We start from the raw sequence: 16,293 nt of genomic DNA, 5'->3' as shown, positions 1-16,293 counted from the left end.
CTGTGGGCCCAACCATGCTACAAATTTGGCTTTATAAATTCAACCACTATATGAGTAACTTTACTCATACGGCTACATCAGCCCTTTCTAGTGCCGCACGGGTTGCACGCCACGGTGCAAACACCGCCACACTCAATGCCGCCAAGGCTAATACGCTGAGTGCACCGTAGGTCATCACCCAACCAAAGCCATAAATCAACGCGGTATGCACGGCATCCAGGGGCGCCGATATGTGTGCCAACAACTCGACATTTTGCTCTATAGCTGTCACATCGCCCGCTGCTATTTTTTCGGCTAAGAAGCGTGTTTCGTCACTATCTACCACATACAGAGTCTCTACCAGATACGCTCTAATGCCCTCTACCAACACCAATCCCATCACAGCAATATTGAATGCCAAGGAAATCATTCTGCCACTGGTATCGGCACCTGAGGCCATGCCTGCTCGGTCTGCGGATACTGCCGCCGTGATCGTATTGGTAGCCGTAGTATTCGTTAAACCCAACCCTATCCCCGCGAGTACGCAACCGGGCAATATCCACCAACCTGGCTGCGCAGAGACACTGCCTATTTTCATCAATACAAAGCCCAAGCCAATGGTAGACAAACCCAATGGAATCACCACGCCAGGCTGGTACCGCAATGACAACCGCTCTGCCACTGGGGGAATAAACAAGGTAGGTAAGGTATAGGCTAATAAGGCCATACCCGTCTGTACGCTGTCGTAACCCAAGCCCACATGGAAATAAATAGGCAGGTAAATGATAAACGGCCAGAAACTAAAGTTTTGACCCATAGAGCCCAACAGCGCCCCTGAGAATTTGCGTATTCTGAACACCGAAAACTCAATCATCGGCCTAGTGGCTAGGCGTTCTGCAACGATAAAACCAATCACACTGATGGCGGATAACGCGATGATCCCCAAGGCCGCCGCACTACCAAACCCTAAGACCGGGCCTTGTGTGACAAACAGCACCAAACAAAACACGGCAACAGATAAGGTCACAATGCCGGCTATGTCTAAACGTGTGGCGTTTGGGTCTACCGACTCTTGCACCCCCACGATGCTGAGTACCAAGGTGATAACGGCCAATGCACCATGAATTAAAAACACCCATTCCCAACTTGCTAAGGCCAAAATTGCGCCGCCCACAATAGGACCAAAACCTAGCCCGGCACCAAACACAATGCCCCACCACGCAAAAGCCTTGCCTCGCTCTACACCATCGCGAAATTGACTGGATAAAATCGCGATTTGGCAGATCAACATCATGGCCCCGCTTAAGCCCTGCAAGAACCGCGCCACAATAAGCACCGCCGCACTTTCGGTCAGGCCACAGATCAGCGAGGTAATGCCAAAGGCAACGATGCCAATCACAAAGACACGTTTGCGCCCATAACGATCCGCTAATGTGCCCACTGCCATCAAAATGGTTGTCATGGCAATGGTGTAGGCGGCCATCACCCACTGCAATTGCCTAAAGCTTGCCCCCATCACCTGTTCTATAGTGGACAAAATAGGCGGTACACTGGAGATTTCCAAACCCAGCATCAACGCGGATAAACACACCGCAATCAGGGCAAATTTGCGCTGTTGTAGAGGTGAAAGTGACATCAATAAACCTTTGAGAAAATGATCATGCAGACACGCACTGTGGCGTGCCATCACAGGCTACTGATCTTAGTCATCCCATAGCTATTCATCAATGCTATGCTTGAACATATCAGTAACGACAAAATTGAATAGATATGAGCAAGCCAACACTGGATGTGGACTCTGTACAGGCTTTTATCGCTATTGCAGATTTCCAAAGTTTTACCCGTGCAGCGGAAGCGCTAGGCAGCACACAAGGTGCGATCAGCGTGAAACTAAAACGTCTAGAAGATAGGTTGGGCTATAAGCTGCTAGAACGCACGCCGCGCCAAGTACGCCTTTCGGCATCGGGTGCGCTGTTTCTGCAACCTGCCCGTGATTTCATCGTGGCGCACGATCGTGCCGTTCAAGCCTTATCGTGCGAGTGCAGGCGCTTTAGGCTAGGCATAGCCGAACATGTGGCTGGCCCTGAAATCCCCACTTTACTGGCCCGACTCAATGCACGCGACCCGGCCTTAACCATCGAAGTGCGTATAGAAAACTCGCGTTCGTTGCTAGATGCCTTTGATAACGGTGAACTAGATGCCGTGATTGTTCGACAAGAAGATGATCGTCGCGATGGGGAAGACTTAGGGCCAGAACACTTTGGTTGGTTTGCAGCTCCCGCCTTTCATCAACCGCCAGGCACACCATTACGCCTAGCTGCACTAGCCCCGTGCTGTGGTGTACGTGATATTGCCACCCGTGCCTTAGAAACAGCCGAACTAGATTGGAGCGAAGTGTTTGTAGGCGGTGGCCATGCCGCGGTCATGGCTGCGGTATCAGCCGGGTTAGCCATTGCGGCATTTTCGTGCCGCTTAGCTCCTGCAGACACCATCGAGGTGAGTCAACGTATGGGCTTACCCCCCCTACCCTCGTCACGCATTATGTTGCATTCAACGCTGACCGACACCCGATCGCGTGAAGCCTTACGCACCTTAGCTGCTGCTTACAGAGAGCATCGAGCACCGTCTTGAGTACCGCAGCGCTGACCTGCCGTAGCACCTACGTTGGTGCTACGCTGCTTCCTGTATGGCATCAGGCTACACACCCCTAAAAAGGCCAATGCTATGCCTACCCACAATGGAGAGCGCACACCGTAACCTGCGGCAATGCCTAAGCCGCCCATCCATGCACCCACACCTAAGCCTATGTTAATCACGGATGTATGGACGGTATTCACCAACGCACCCGGGTGTGCGGTACGCATCACCCGCGCAATCATAGCCGGGTTCATCGGCACACCCACCATACCTATCACTACCAGAGCCCCTAGGCTCACTACCTTGTTGTCTCCCCATAGTGCAAATGCGGTTAATGCCATCATGAGTGTGCATAAGCCCCACAACATGATGGGCATGGTATAGCGATCAGCATAGCGACCCACAATACTATTGCCCACCACATTGGCCGCGCCGTACAACGCCAACAACCACGGGATAGACGCTGCCGTAAAGCCTGTGACCTGAGTAAGAATAGGCGCAAAGTAGCTAAATGCGGCAAAGGTTGCTCCGATGATCAACGCACTGGTGGCATAGGCCGCCCATAAATGACGATTTTTGAATTCTCGCAATTCCGCCGCTAGGCTCACCACTGCTACCCCTTGAGAACGCGGCACCAGCCATACAATCAACAACATGCTCAACACTGCTAACGCCACCACCAACCAAAAGCTGGCTCGCCATCCCCACTGTTGATCAATAATGGTCGCCATCGGCACCCCCATTACCGTTGCTAGCATTAATCCACCCACCACAATAGATGCTGCACGCCCTCTGGCTTCTGCGGTAACGATGTCAGCACAAATTGCTAACGCCGCACCAAAACATGCTGAACCCGCCACTCCTGTCACTACACGCGCAATCGCCATCAACTCGTAACTGCTAGCAGAAGCCGCCACGGATTGCGCTGCTGCATAAAACCCCAATAAACACAGCAAGGCTTTTTTATTGGGAACCCCCAACCGTAGTAAAAGCACGGTCAGCACGGGGCCACCCACTACCATGCCTATGGCATATAACGAAATCAAATACCCTACTTGCGTTACCGACACATCGAACGCATGCGTCAGGGATGGCATCATGCCTGCCACCATGAACTCTGAGGTAGTGAGTGAAAAAATGGTCATTCCCAATATATAAACGACGAGTGGCATGGGTTATCCTCTTAATACTTTACTGATCAGTACAAAACTAAAACAAAAGAACCGGCACAAAGCCGGTCATCACTTATCACGCTTAAAACTTGGCCATAGTCGCGTTTAGCACATCATCTAAAAAAGTACGATCTGGCATGGATTGCCCCAAAATTCGTAAACCATAATAGCTGGCTAAAAAAGCACGAGCCACGCTGGATGCCTGCTGACCAGCATTGATATCGCCATTTTTCTGCCCTTCGGCAATAACCTCGGTCAACGCAGATTCCAGCCTACACACATACGCGCGGTTAATGCTTTCTACGGCTGGATCTTTGCTGCTGCGCTCCATCACCGAGAACAACGCCATACAGCCACGTGGCTGGGTAGAATCCATATCGCCCTCTACACCCCATTGCAGCAAAGCGCGCAGCCTTTCTTTAGCACTTCCTGGCCCATTCAAAATACGCGTTTGTGCCGTAATGCCTAATTCCTGATAATGCCGTAATGCTTGCTCATACAGCTTTTGCTTGCAGCCAAACGCATGGTAAAGACTGCCCTTACCCAAACCAGTACGTTCACAAAGTACTTGAGTAGAGCTGGCTTCGTAGCCGTTTTCCCAGAACACGTCCATCGCAGCATTGATCACTGCCGCATCATCATATTCTTTGGGTCTACCTATCATGCCTATTCCTTTATCGCACTGCTACGCCAAAATTACAGCACTAGTTTACCAATCGGTCAAGATCTATGACAGGCTATTTTTCTACTCCCCTATAAAAACCAAAAGCCCCATAAAGGGGCTTTTGGTTGGCTAACATCGTGACAATTTAGAACTCGATGCCCAAGTTAGCACGTACACCGTGGTCGTTGCCATCACTACCCAACTGACCTTGGTATGACACACCCAAGGTTACTGAGCGGCTCAACTTCACGCCTACACCAGCTTCCAATACCGCGCTGTCACGCGACAGAGGCACACCGTACACCGTGAAGGCATTACCAGCCGAGAAGCGATGTGTGGATTCTGGTGTCACACCACCAAGCGTATGGCGCCAGCCCAGAGAGGCATTAGCCATCACCGTGGTAGAGCCCACATCCATTTCTGTACTGAAGCGTGAACCCAATGTCATGTAACTGATATTGGTATTGTCGCTCTTCACTTTCAGTGCAGCATCACCACCACGCTCGTTAAAGCTGCTGCTATGCAGATTCACGTAAGCCAAGTTAGCAAACGGTTCCAACTGCACAGAACCCGCATCAATGTTGTAGCCCACGTCAGCAAAGATCTGTGTAGTACGTGCTTTAGGCGAAGACTTCAGATCATCAGAGAAACCTGGGATAGAAACCGAACGCGTTGCGCGCATTTCATGCCAAGTATGCGCTACCCCCATACGTACACCCAAGGCATCCCACTGACCACCACCGTACAAACCTACGTGGTAGTTATCGCTCTTGTTCGTGCTGCTTACATCGTTCGCATCGGCTTTGGTGTAGCTGTAACCTGCCAACGCACCTACGCGGAATGCACCGTCGCCCAGCGGTGTATCAGCACCGACCAAGAAACCGTATGTACGACGTTTGAGTTTGTGTGCGTTGCCATCGCTATCAGTATCACCCCAGTTACCGTAAGTCTGCATCCACGCAGCCGTACCTGTGGAGTTAGCCTGAGCGACTTTTCTGTCGGCCATCACAGCACTACCGCTACTACCTGCACCACCAAAGGCGGAGCGCATACGATCTGTCGCGGCATCACGTACAAAGCGGCTATCGTCAATCAGTGCAGTTTTAGTAGAGGCGTAGATCTCGCCAGACAAGGCATCTAAGCTGCGCTCAATCAGCGCTGAATCGTTAGGTAATTTAGCGATGGCCGTGTACACACTATGTGTAGAGGTAGAACCCATGCTATCAATACCTCTGGCTGTAGCACGCTGGTTAGGTGTTCTACCACGAGCATCAAAGGTAGTACCGTTACGTTTCAAGATCAGCTGTACTTCGCTATCGCTGTAGTTGTATTTCAGCTCTGGGTCCAAGAACGCGAAGTTAGATTTCACGCTATCAAAGGTACCGTTTACCGAACCATCTGCAGTCAGGATCGTGTAGGCCGCGTTCAACTGGTAATTACCAGTTTCGCCAATATGGGCTACCCCACCCGACAATGTCGCATTACCTGTTACGTGTACCAAGTCAGAGGCTGTACCCACTGGGTCAACTTCTACATCAAAACGTGAGCCAGACTGGAATACCAAGTCACCATCTACCGTCAACGTACCAATAGAGCTACCGGGTGACAGTACACCACCTTTAGCAATGGTTACGGTTGCACCGTTACCGCTACCTATAGTGCCAGTACCCGCCAACGTTGCGCCATCCGCAATCAGGGCTTGTTTAGCACCCAGCTTGCCAGTCACGGCCAACACACCACTGTCTACGTTTACTTGACCGTTAAAGGCAGAGCTATCGCCAGTAACTTGCAACATACCTGCGCCTTGTTTGCGCAGTTCACCTGTACCGGCCAATTGACCTGCATACGCTGCATCAGCCGCTTGGTTCAGCGCCAAGGTTGCGCCGGAAGCGATGTTCGCATTACCCGCAAAACGCTCGGCTGCTGTCGCCAACTGGCCAGCCTCTACATTCCAATCCAACGCGGATTGGCCTGCAAGCGTCAACGTACCTTGGCCTTTTTTGACCATGCTCCCTTTCTGGTTGTTCAAGGCCAGGATGTCGTTCGCAAACGTGGCATCAGCGGCTTGATCCAACACAACCGTACCGGCGTTAGCAATATGCCCAGACACGCTGCCTGCTTGCGCCACCAACGTACCTTCTTGCACCAGCGTATTGCCATAGGCGTTAGCGGTGTTACTCAACGCTAACGTACCTTGGCCTGTTTTCAGCAAATCGCCTTTACCCGTTACTGCACCGTCTACACCCATTGTTGCGCCAGCGGCTACCGCAACGCTACCGGTTTTGTTCAAGGTGAAATCATGTGCGCTGTTCAATGATGCTGTAGCAGCCAAGCTACCGCCCTCAAACACTACCGCACCACTGTTTGCACCCAAGTTAGCGGCACTGCTGATTTGTGTAATACCACCACCCAAGGTAGTGTCGCCAGCATAGCTATTTGTACCTGCCAGTGTCAGAGTACCAGTGCCCACTTTAATCAGGCCACCAGCACCGCTGATGTCACCTTGCAGGCCCAGCTCTGTACTCGCTGCCACATCCACAAAACCTGTTTTGTTCAGGGCAATCTCACGCCCTGAGTTGAAGGACGCTGTCGTTGCCAAACCACCGCCATCAAACACCATGTTAGGGGCTGTACCCAGTCTGGCATCACTATCGATTTGCAGCGTACCGCCTGCAATCGTGGTAACACCAGCGTAGTTGTTCGCACCACTCAATACCAAGGTACCAGCACCTGCTTTGGTCAAACCACCCGCGCCATCAATGATGCCCTGCCAATCCACTTTGGTATCGGCAGCCACATTCACAGCGGCTGTTTGTTGCAAGTCCATATGACGGCCAGAATTAAAGGAGGCTGTAGTCGCCAACCCACCACCATTCATGACCAAATTACTGCTTGCTGCACCCAGGTTCTTATCGCTGGAAATAGAGAGCACGCCACCTTGTACTAAGGTATCGCCGGTGTAGCTGTTATTGCCACTTAACACCAACGTACCAGCACCTGCTTTAGTCAGTGTTTTACCATCCCAACCAGTCAGTGGGTTTGCGGTTTGGTCACTAAGATCAGTGCCTACCAAGAACTGCTCGGCAGCAGTTGCCAGCGTGAATGTACCGTGCGCGTTATTGTTATTCGCCAACCAGCTCAAGCCGTACTTAGCGAAGAACTGCTTGCTATCAGCAGACTTACGTGTACCCACGGTGAGGTAATCCACCACACCGGATGCACCACCTACGTTTACTGAAGCAAAGTCACCATTAATACCGTTAGTGGTATCAATCACCAGTACTTCTTGCTCACCCGCTTGAGACACGCCATTAAGCATAAAGTTAACGTCGGCACCCAGTTGTACGCTCGTAGCCGTTAACACCGCACCGTTATTCATCGCACCCAGCGACAAACTCGTGTTATTAGCCATGTTCACGTCACCAGCCACAGCCAATGTCGCTGGGCCCATTACGCCCAATGCACTGTTTGCACCGCTAACATTCAAATCACCTTGCAAACTATTGGCGGCGTTAGTGGTGCCATTACCGTACTCCAACGCACCACCTGTTACTTCAGCGCTAGAACCTGCGGTACCCAACACCACTAATTTGCCTTCAGACACTTTGGTATGGCCGGTGAAACCTGTGTTTTGTGCACTTAGTGTTAGCTCACCTGCACCAGTTTTCTCTAGACTACCAGTGCCCGAGATTGCGCCGGTAAAGGTAGCATTCGTGGCTTGAGCGAACTCTACTGCGCCATCGTTTTTCAGATTACCTTTAATGGCCGCAGCCTCACCTTTCAGCAAGCCTGCTTGTACTTCTGTGTTGCCATAGGCATTGCCACTGTTCTGCAAGTGCAGCGTACCCGCACCTTTTTTCACCAAATCGCCTGCGCCACTGACCTTACCGGACACAGCCAATTCGGTGCCGCTTGCTACGTCAACACCACTAGTCTTGCTGACTTGTAGATCGCGTGCATTCGTAAACGACGCTGTCGTTGCCAAGGTACCACCGCTTAAGGTGATGGCATCGGTGCCTGTACCCAAGTTAGCTGCACTCGCTACCTGTAACGTACCTTCAGCAATGTTGTGAGAGATCGCGCCATTGGTACCACCTAGCGCCAGCGTACCTGCACCTTTTTTCAGCAAGGTAGTGCCAGTGCCTTTGACGGTACCATTCCACTCTACAGATGTTGCTGCGGCTACTGATACGGTGGCGTCTTCTTGCAGATCTAGCTCACGCTGCGTCGCAAAACTGCCTGTAGTAGAAAGCATTGTGCCTTGGCCTGCGATCTGCACTGCACCGTTAGCATCACCCAGGTTTTCATCTTTAGCGATTTCCAGCTCACCGCCTTCAAGTACGGTGTCGCCAGCGTAGGTATTTGTACCGCCTAGTACCAATTTACCGGTACCAGCTTTGGTCAAACCGCCTGCCCCTTCTATAGTGCCGTTCAACCCTAGGGTTTTGTTTGCTGCCACATCCACAGCACCCGTTTGCTGTAGGTCTACCTTGCGAGCGGAAGTGAAGGAATCCGTAACCGCCAAGCCACCACCGTTCAATACGAGGTTGCTAGCTAATGCACCCAAATTATCATCTCGGGAAACAGAGACCGTACCGCCTTCTACAATGGTGTTACCGGTGTAGCTGTTTGCACCGCTGAGGGTCAGCGTACCAGCGCCTTTTTTGGTTAAGGTTTTACCGTCCCAACCTGTGGCAGCGTTCGCCGCTTCATCTGTCAGGTTTTCGGTCACGTTGAATGTATTCGACGCATTCGCCAGTGTGAACGTACCATGTGCCTTGACATTCTTAGCCAACCAGCTCAAACCATATTTAGCTAAATATTGTTTGGCATCTAGCGATTTAGACGCACTAATACTCAGGTAATCTACCGAGCTTGAGCCATCTACAGTTATCGATGCGAAGTCACCCAGAATGCCATCTGTGGTGTCAATAATGACGACTTCTTGGTTCATGGCCAACGAAGAAAGGCCGCTGAGGTTCAAACTAACATCACCGGCCATGAGTATTTCATTGGCCGTCAACGCTACGCCATTACCGCCCAAGCTAATGTCCAGCTTGGTATCATCCGCAAACATTGCAGTACCATTTACTTTGAGCGTTGCTGGGCCATAAATAGCCAGCGTACTACCTGCATCATTCACGCTCAGTTGGGTAGCCACCGTGCTGAGTCCTCCTTGCGTACCATTGCCATACTGCAAGGTAGAACCAGCATAAACCTGCGCCTCATCTGCGGTGGCTTCCAGTACTACCAACTTACCGCCTAACACATCCATAACGCCCGAGAAGCCATTACTCTGTGCGCCCAGAGTCAACTCGCCTGTCCCTGATTTCGTCAGTCGGCCGTTACCCGATATCACGCCATTAAAGGTAGCATTAGAAACTTGAGCAAACTCTACCGTTGCGTTAGCCACGGTTTTTACGTTCCCTTTGATAGTTTCTGCCGTACCTTTAACCGTACCTGCGCGTACATCAGTATTTGCATAGGCATTCGCTGCATTTTGCAGCTCTAGTACGCCAGCACCCGTTTTGACTAGGTCCCCTGTACCACTGACTTTGCCGGATAGGGCCAAGGTGTCAGTATTGGTGGCAACTTCTATAGCACTACCCTGACTAACGTTGATATCTTTAGCGGTAGCAAAGGATGCTGACGCTGCCAGCGTGCCGCCACTGAGTGTGATGGCATCGGTGCCGCTGCCTAGGTTGGCATCACTACTAACCTGCAACTTACCTTCAGCAATGTTGTGAGAAATCGCACCGTTTGTGCCGCCCAGCACCAAGGTACCCTCGCCTTTTTTATTCAAGGTAGTGCCAGTGCCTTTGACGGCACCATTCCACTCTACCGAGGTATTGGCCGCTACTGATACGGTAGCGTCTTCTTGCAGCTCTAGCTCACGCTGCGTAGTAAAGCTGCCTGTAGTAGAAAGCGTTGTGTCTTGGCCTACAATTTGTACTGCACCGTTGGCATTACCCAAGTTCTCGTTTTTAGCGATTACTAGTTCACCAGCGGCAAGCTGCGTACCACCAGCATAGGTATTTGTGCCACTAAGCACCAACTTACCCTCACCGGCTTTCGTTAAACCGCCTGCGCCTCCTACCGTTCCTTTTACATCCAGCGTAGTGGCAGTTGCTACATTCATTGCACCCGTTTTTTGCAGATCAACCTTACGGGTTAAATTAAACGAAGCCGTAGTCGCTAAATCACCACCTTTCAACACCAGAGTACCTGCCCCTGTACCTAGGTTGTTATTTTGCGAAATCGAAACCGTACCGCCTTCTACGATAGTGTTACCAGAGTACGTATTAGCAGCGCTTAAGGTCAGTGTGCCTGCACCTTTTTTGGTTAATGTTCTGCCATCCCAGTTGGTGTTTGCAGTTTTATTACCTAAGACTGATACCACGTTATACGTATCCGTGGCATCTACCAGCGTGAATGTACCGTGTGCTTGTGCTCCTGTCGCCAACCAGCTCAAGCCATATTTAGCTAAGTACTCTTTACCACTTTGAGATTTATACCCGCTTACAGTAAGGTAATCTACCGGACTTACCTCCTCACCAGCAGCAACGCTTACCTCACCAAAATCGCCTGTAATACCGTTAGTGGTGCGAATGACTACTCTCTCTTCATTCTCCTTCAGAGGAACAGATCTGAGCACCAATTTACCACCTTGCAACTCCACAGTACCCGCAGTCAAAACTGGACCTTTACTAGAGACCTCAACATCTAATGTGGTCCCACTATCAAGATCAACACTGTTTCTTACTGATAACGTTGCCGGGCCATAAATGGCCAATGTACCCTCGTACCACACAGAAACATGATCAGTTATGGTGCTCGCGCCACCATTGACTCCATCACCAAACTGTAGGATGGCGTCACCATCGTCGACAAATACTCTATCGCCCCCAGATGCCAGCACGATCAACTTACCTTTTCTGGAATAGAGCTCACCAGTAAAACTGGTATTATCTGCACTCAGCGTCAGGTCACCAGTACCATATTTATACACTTCCCCAGAGCCAGTGATGTTCCCAGCAAACGTTGCATTGGTGTCTTGAGCAAACTCTACAGCCGCAGTGTGTTGATGCAGATAAATATTGCCTTTAATGGTTTCTACATTACCGTTAAGCTTACCTTCCATTACCCTAGTGTTGGCATAGGCATTAGCGGTATTTTCCAAAAACAGCATACCTTCGCCGGTTTTCACCAAATCACCCGGACCACTCACTTTGCCAGTCAGCCTGAAATCATAAGGCTCTCCTGCTTCTATAGTGCTGGTTTTACTCAGCAAAATTTCGCGCGCAATGTTAATGTTGGCTTTATGAGTTGCCAGCGTACCGCCACTTAGGTTGATTGCATCGGTACCTGTACCTAGGTTGTCAGCACTACTAATCAGTAGCCTACCTTCAGCGATGTTGTGAGAGATCGCACCATTATTGGTGCCACTTAGCTCCAAGGTACCTGCACCAGTTTTATTCAGTGTGGTACCTGTACTTTTTAGATCGCCTGCCCAATCAACCGTCGTACCGCTAGCCACCGACAAGGTAGCGTCTTGCTGTAAATCTATTTCACGACGACTTGTGAAATCAGCAGTAGTCGCCAAGGTGGTGTTCTGCCCCTTCAGTCGTAGCACACTGGTGGCTCCACCCAGATTACTGTTGCTAGAAATCTGTAGCACACCACCTTCTACAATGGTGTCGCCGGTATAGCTGTTATTGCCGCTTAGGGTCAGCGTACCTTCGCCTTTTTTGGTTAGGGTCGCACCATCCCAACCCGTAGCAGCGTTTGCTTTCTCGTCTTTAAGATCTTCAGTAACGTCATAACTCGCACCAGTGTTCAGTGTAAATACACCGTTCGCTAGGTTGTTATTGGCCGTCCAGCTTAGGCCTTTCTTGGCCACATATTGTTTGCCATCATCAGACTTGCGTGTATTTAATGCCAAATAGTCTTCGGCTTGAGGCTGATAGCCGTGCACGATGACGGATGCAAAATCATTCTGAATACCTGATGTTGTATTGAATAACACCAAATCCGTACCCAACTGCGAAACGTTGGTAATACCACTGATGTCTAACACGGTACCTGCGCCAATAGCAAAGCTATCCGCAGTCACCACTGCGGTAGAACCTGGCACCACATCCATTTCTAATTTAGCGTTGTTACTGATCGCTACTTGACCAGCCACATCAAGCGCTGCTGTCCCTTTGATCAACAACGCACTGTTCGCACCGCTTACGGTCAATGAGCTTAGGTTGCTCGTTGCCCCAACACCTGCAGCACCATATTGCAACGTACCGCCAGTAACTTCAGCCGCACCGCCCAATTTATTCTGTACGACCAACGTACCGCCGGAAACCGTGGTTTTACCTTTAAACCCAGAGCTGTCGCCAGTCAGCGTAGTGTGACCCGCTATCTGGTTAACTTGATGGTCACCCGTCCCACTGCTGGCCAACTTGGCCGCTAGGATGTAATCCGTATTAGTATGGTTTAGGTTGAACTGGCCTTGCTTGATAACGTTAAAATCAATAGTGCCTACTGCCAATTCACCTGCTGCTGCAGCATCGGCCGCATTCAAGGACTCCCCGCCCACGTAAATGATGGCTGTGTGATTTGAGCTTGGGGAAGTCCCCATCTTAATGGTGGTACCTTGTACCTTGGCTCCATCCTGAACTAACAGTACGGCTGCCGCCGCTGGACTAGCCCTACCCTCCATGCTGAGCTCGTTATCCACCTCTAACAGAGAGTCAGCGCCCGTCACTACGATCCTAGCCTGCTGGTCTACGCCGATTATTCGGATGCCCTTGGCTCTAAAATGACCACCATCTTCTATACGTATCTCAGAGGCATCTGTAGTGTTTTCTAGGGAACCCAGCATCCTTACATCGTTCATCACCCGTACCGATGAATTTGCCCCTGATACTCGCACCAACGAACCAGTACCCGCTTCATTAATCAACATCCTATCCGCGGTAAGGGAGCCACCATTCGTGACCTGTACCGTCCCCTTACCTTTAGGTGCTGATGAATCTAAGCTATCACCTATAGTCATGGTGTCTGTCGTGATAAGGCTGGAACCAGCCCCATCGATTATCAACTCACCTGTGGTCGACATGCCTACATCTACTGTGTCCCCTGCTTGAACGGTCGCCCCGCCTTTGATCTCTAAGCGCCCATGTGTCGAGCTACCTATCACCAACGCATTATTCAGGGTCCAGTTGTCACCAGTAGGTGGCTGCGGTGTAACACTTCCCGTCGCAGTAATTGTTCCCTGCGCAAACGCATTCACACTTACAAAGGCAGCCGCTGCAGTTGCCGCGACCAGAGTTGCTTTACGCCCCCCCGATTTTTTGCGTGCTTTGCAGCTTTCGCTTGCTACTTGCCACAACCCTAATTTGGCATTAAAAACAACTCGGTAAACGCGATTCATAGATGCGCCCTCTGATAGGAAAACCAACAGTTTTTGATGCCTCGAATTATAAGAAGCACCCTGTCAACCATGATTTCCGAACCTGCGTACTGTGTGCCTAGTTGTTACCTCATACGTTTTTCTTTACATGATTTTTTCACTGCTTTTTGGACCTCTGTACGGCACTAAAAACTGCTTTTTACACTGGTCTGTATAGACGTTTTTAAAATTACTTTTACTAATTAATACATGAGCAATTTTCATAAGAGATCACTATTCAACTCGTGTCTGTATCAATATTAAGTTTCAATTGATACAGATACCGTAGCCAATGTTCAGAGGCTATTGCACCACACCGGCTACGGTTTTCTAACACTCACTAGCGCTGAACAACACACTAGAACCGTAGTGTTGCTCCTATATAGAAACGACGGCCATCCAAGATTTTGTCGTACCCATCATCACCGCTAATCTGCTTATCCAACAAGTTATAAATACCCGCAAATGCGCTTACATTTTTGGTGATGTCTGCATTGATGCCCACATCTACCATAGAGTAAGACGGAATACGGCTGCTACCGCCCTCTATAGTGCGGCTCTTGTGCTTCCATTTCCCCCAGAAGTTAATGGCCTCAGTTGCCTGCCAATCCACGCCTAGATTAAACATATGACGCGGTGTATTGTTCAACGGCTTACCTTTGCTTGCACCTGAAGTAATTTCACTGTCCGATAAGGTGTAGTTGGTGTTCACGCGAACTTGCTCACCAATAGGCATGCCGAAGCCCACCTCTAGACCTTGTAGGCGAGCCGAATCTAGGTTGATGTATTGCTGAATGCTTTGGCGAGTTTCACCGTTATAGGTACATTCAGGAATGCTGCCAGAACTTTGACACACATACTGCTTACCAATTTTGTTACGGAAACGTGTGTGATAACCCATCACGCTAAAGCTGTATTGATCAGGCGTACTCCACACAAAACCCAACTCATAGCTGGTACTTTTTTCAGGTTGTAAGTCTGGGTTACCCATATCCCATGAACGTCCCCGTGCTGCATTTTCAACAATGCCATCGTCCGCCTGTTTCAAACTTGGTGTTTTGTAGCCTGCGCTCACACCACCTTTCAGCACCAAGTCGTCACTCACGTTATACACACCATATAAACGTGGGGTCACGTGATTGCCGTAATGCTGATTGCGATCCAGCCTTAAGCCACCCGTTAAGGTGAAATTATCGGTTAGGTTGTATTCATCTTCGGCAAACAATGAGGCATGCCATCTAGATAAATCGGTATTTTTAGAACCCGGAAAACGGCTAGCATCGTGCAGGGTTTCTTCTTTCTTGTACTCGGCCCCTACCGTAATCGTGTGTGACTCCAACGGTAATAATGTTCTGGTATTCAGAATGCTGGACCGGTACTCAGACTCTGTGCCGCCATTTTCAATGGTGACTTTTTCTTGTAACCCGTAGGTACGGGTATTGTTACTGCTGCCCCAATTCCAGTCATGCGTCACGCCGTAATAAACACGTTTGTTATTCATGTCCATCTCGCTGCCAGAGCGCTCTGGTGTACGCAAGTTATCGGTGGTCGTAATACCCGCATCAAAACGTAAACTGTGGTTGTCTGTCAGTATCCAATCCAACCGCGCATTATTATTGTTAATGCGCTGCTTACCATAGCCGCTTGCAATACGATCTTCACGCCGATGGTAACTAGAGCCCGACAGCATAATGCCTAGACGGTTAGCAATTAACGGGCCGCTCAGGTTATAGCGCCCTTGAAATGCATTGCCCGACTCAGATCTTTTTTGTAAGGTCGCATCCAGCGTCACCTCACCCGTCCATTCCGGCGATATTTTCTTCGTAATGATGTTGATCACACCACCCATCGCACTAGAGCCATACAACGACGACATAGGCCCACGTATCACCTCTATACGTTCGATGGCCGACATTGGGGGTAGTAAATTAGTGGTAGCACCGCCACCAAAGCCGTTGTAGTAGGCCTCGGACGACGTACCTAAGGGCTTGCCATCTACAAGAAATAGCACATAGCTTTCGCCCAAGCCCCGTATGGTGATACTCGTGCTCTCAAACTTTCCGCTAGCACCACCTTCAATAGAAACCCCTGGCACATCCTGCAAGGCATCCGTGATGTTGCGGTAGGCCTTACCTTCCAGCTCTTCTTTGGTAATCACGGTAATAGTAGCTGGTGCGTCAGCGATCACCTGCTCAAACCCCGATGCCGTGACGACGATATTGCTCAGTTTATTGATGTGTTGTTCTTGTGCGTACGTAGGTAGAGCCAAAGCGCCCAATACAGCGCTACACAACAAACGCTGCGTAAAGTGGTGCGGTGTAAAGCCTGTCATAGTTGTAGTGGTCCAGAGTACAGGCAGAAACCTGTACCGTTTCTTGCATGCCTGCATTAGTTAC

The 16,293-nt window shown here is 50.2% G+C and carries 6 protein-coding genes; 1 reads left to right on the top strand and 5 read right to left on the bottom strand.

The annotated features are described in order from the left end of the window. Positions 1-64 precede the first annotated feature (64 nt). Entirely contained in the window at positions 65-1,615 is a 1,551-nt protein-coding gene (locus AC3QL0_RS04360; RefSeq protein ID WP_493010250.1) for an MFS transporter, read from the bottom strand. Between the two features lie 134 nt (positions 1,616-1,749). On the opposite strand from AC3QL0_RS04360, the gene AC3QL0_RS04355 reads away from it, so the two are divergent. Next, positions 1,750-2,610, top strand: a complete 861-nt coding sequence (locus AC3QL0_RS04355; protein ID WP_493010249.1) for a LysR family transcriptional regulator — start codon at positions 1,750-1,752, stop codon at positions 2,608-2,610. Here the strand turns inward: AC3QL0_RS04355 and AC3QL0_RS04350 are convergent. The 4 genes from AC3QL0_RS04350 to AC3QL0_RS04335 all read right to left on the bottom strand — a co-directional run bounded on the left by AC3QL0_RS04350 (position 2,583) and on the right by AC3QL0_RS04335 (position 16,229). Next, on the bottom strand, positions 2,583-3,788 hold the full coding sequence (locus tag AC3QL0_RS04350) for an MFS transporter (RefSeq protein WP_493010248.1): 1,206 nt from the start codon (positions 3,786-3,788) through the stop codon (positions 2,583-2,585). The genes AC3QL0_RS04355 and AC3QL0_RS04350 overlap by 28 nt on opposite strands. 82 nt (positions 3,789-3,870) lie before the next feature. After that, the gene (locus tag AC3QL0_RS04345; protein WP_493010247.1) at positions 3,871-4,452 is read right to left on the bottom strand and encodes a TetR/AcrR family transcriptional regulator; all 582 of its coding nucleotides are present in this window, start codon (positions 4,450-4,452) and stop codon (positions 3,871-3,873) included. 145 nt (positions 4,453-4,597) lie between these two features. Continuing rightward, positions 4,598-13,879 carry an autotransporter-associated beta strand repeat-containing protein gene (locus AC3QL0_RS04340; protein WP_493010246.1) on the bottom strand — a complete coding sequence of 3,094 codons (9,282 nt, stop codon included), beginning with the start codon at positions 13,877-13,879 and terminating at the stop codon, positions 4,598-4,600. Between the two features lie 376 nt (positions 13,880-14,255). After that, positions 14,256-16,229 carry a TonB-dependent receptor domain-containing protein gene (locus AC3QL0_RS04335; RefSeq protein WP_493010245.1) on the bottom strand — a complete coding sequence of 658 codons (1,974 nt, stop codon included), beginning with the start codon at positions 16,227-16,229 and terminating at the stop codon, positions 14,256-14,258. Positions 16,230-16,293 lie beyond the last annotated feature (64 nt).

This window comes from Paenalcaligenes sp. GW821-LYS-B07-1, from assembly GCF_058803365.1.
Note: the sequence above shows the minus strand (reverse complement) of the source record. Positions and strands in the feature narration are given on the sequence as shown.

Excerpts from the sequence above, each read along its gene's own strand:
- AC3QL0_RS04360 (WP_493010250.1), bottom strand. The coding sequence starts at position 1,615 with ATGTCACTTTCACCTCTACAACAGCGCAAATTTGCCCTGATTGCGGTG.
- AC3QL0_RS04355 (WP_493010249.1), top strand. The coding sequence starts at position 1,750 with ATGAGCAAGCCAACACTGGATGTGGACTCTGTACAGGCTTTTATCGCT.
- AC3QL0_RS04350 (WP_493010248.1), bottom strand. The coding sequence starts at position 3,788 with ATGCCACTCGTCGTTTATATATTGGGAATGACCATTTTTTCACTCACT.
- AC3QL0_RS04345 (WP_493010247.1), bottom strand. The coding sequence starts at position 4,452 with ATGATAGGTAGACCCAAAGAATATGATGATGCGGCAGTGATCAATGCT.
- AC3QL0_RS04340 (WP_493010246.1), bottom strand. The coding sequence starts at position 13,879 with ATGAATCGCGTTTACCGAGTTGTTTTTAATGCCAAATTAGGGTTGTGG.
- AC3QL0_RS04335 (WP_493010245.1), bottom strand. The coding sequence starts at position 16,229 with ATGACAGGCTTTACACCGCACCACTTTACGCAGCGTTTGTTGTGTAGC.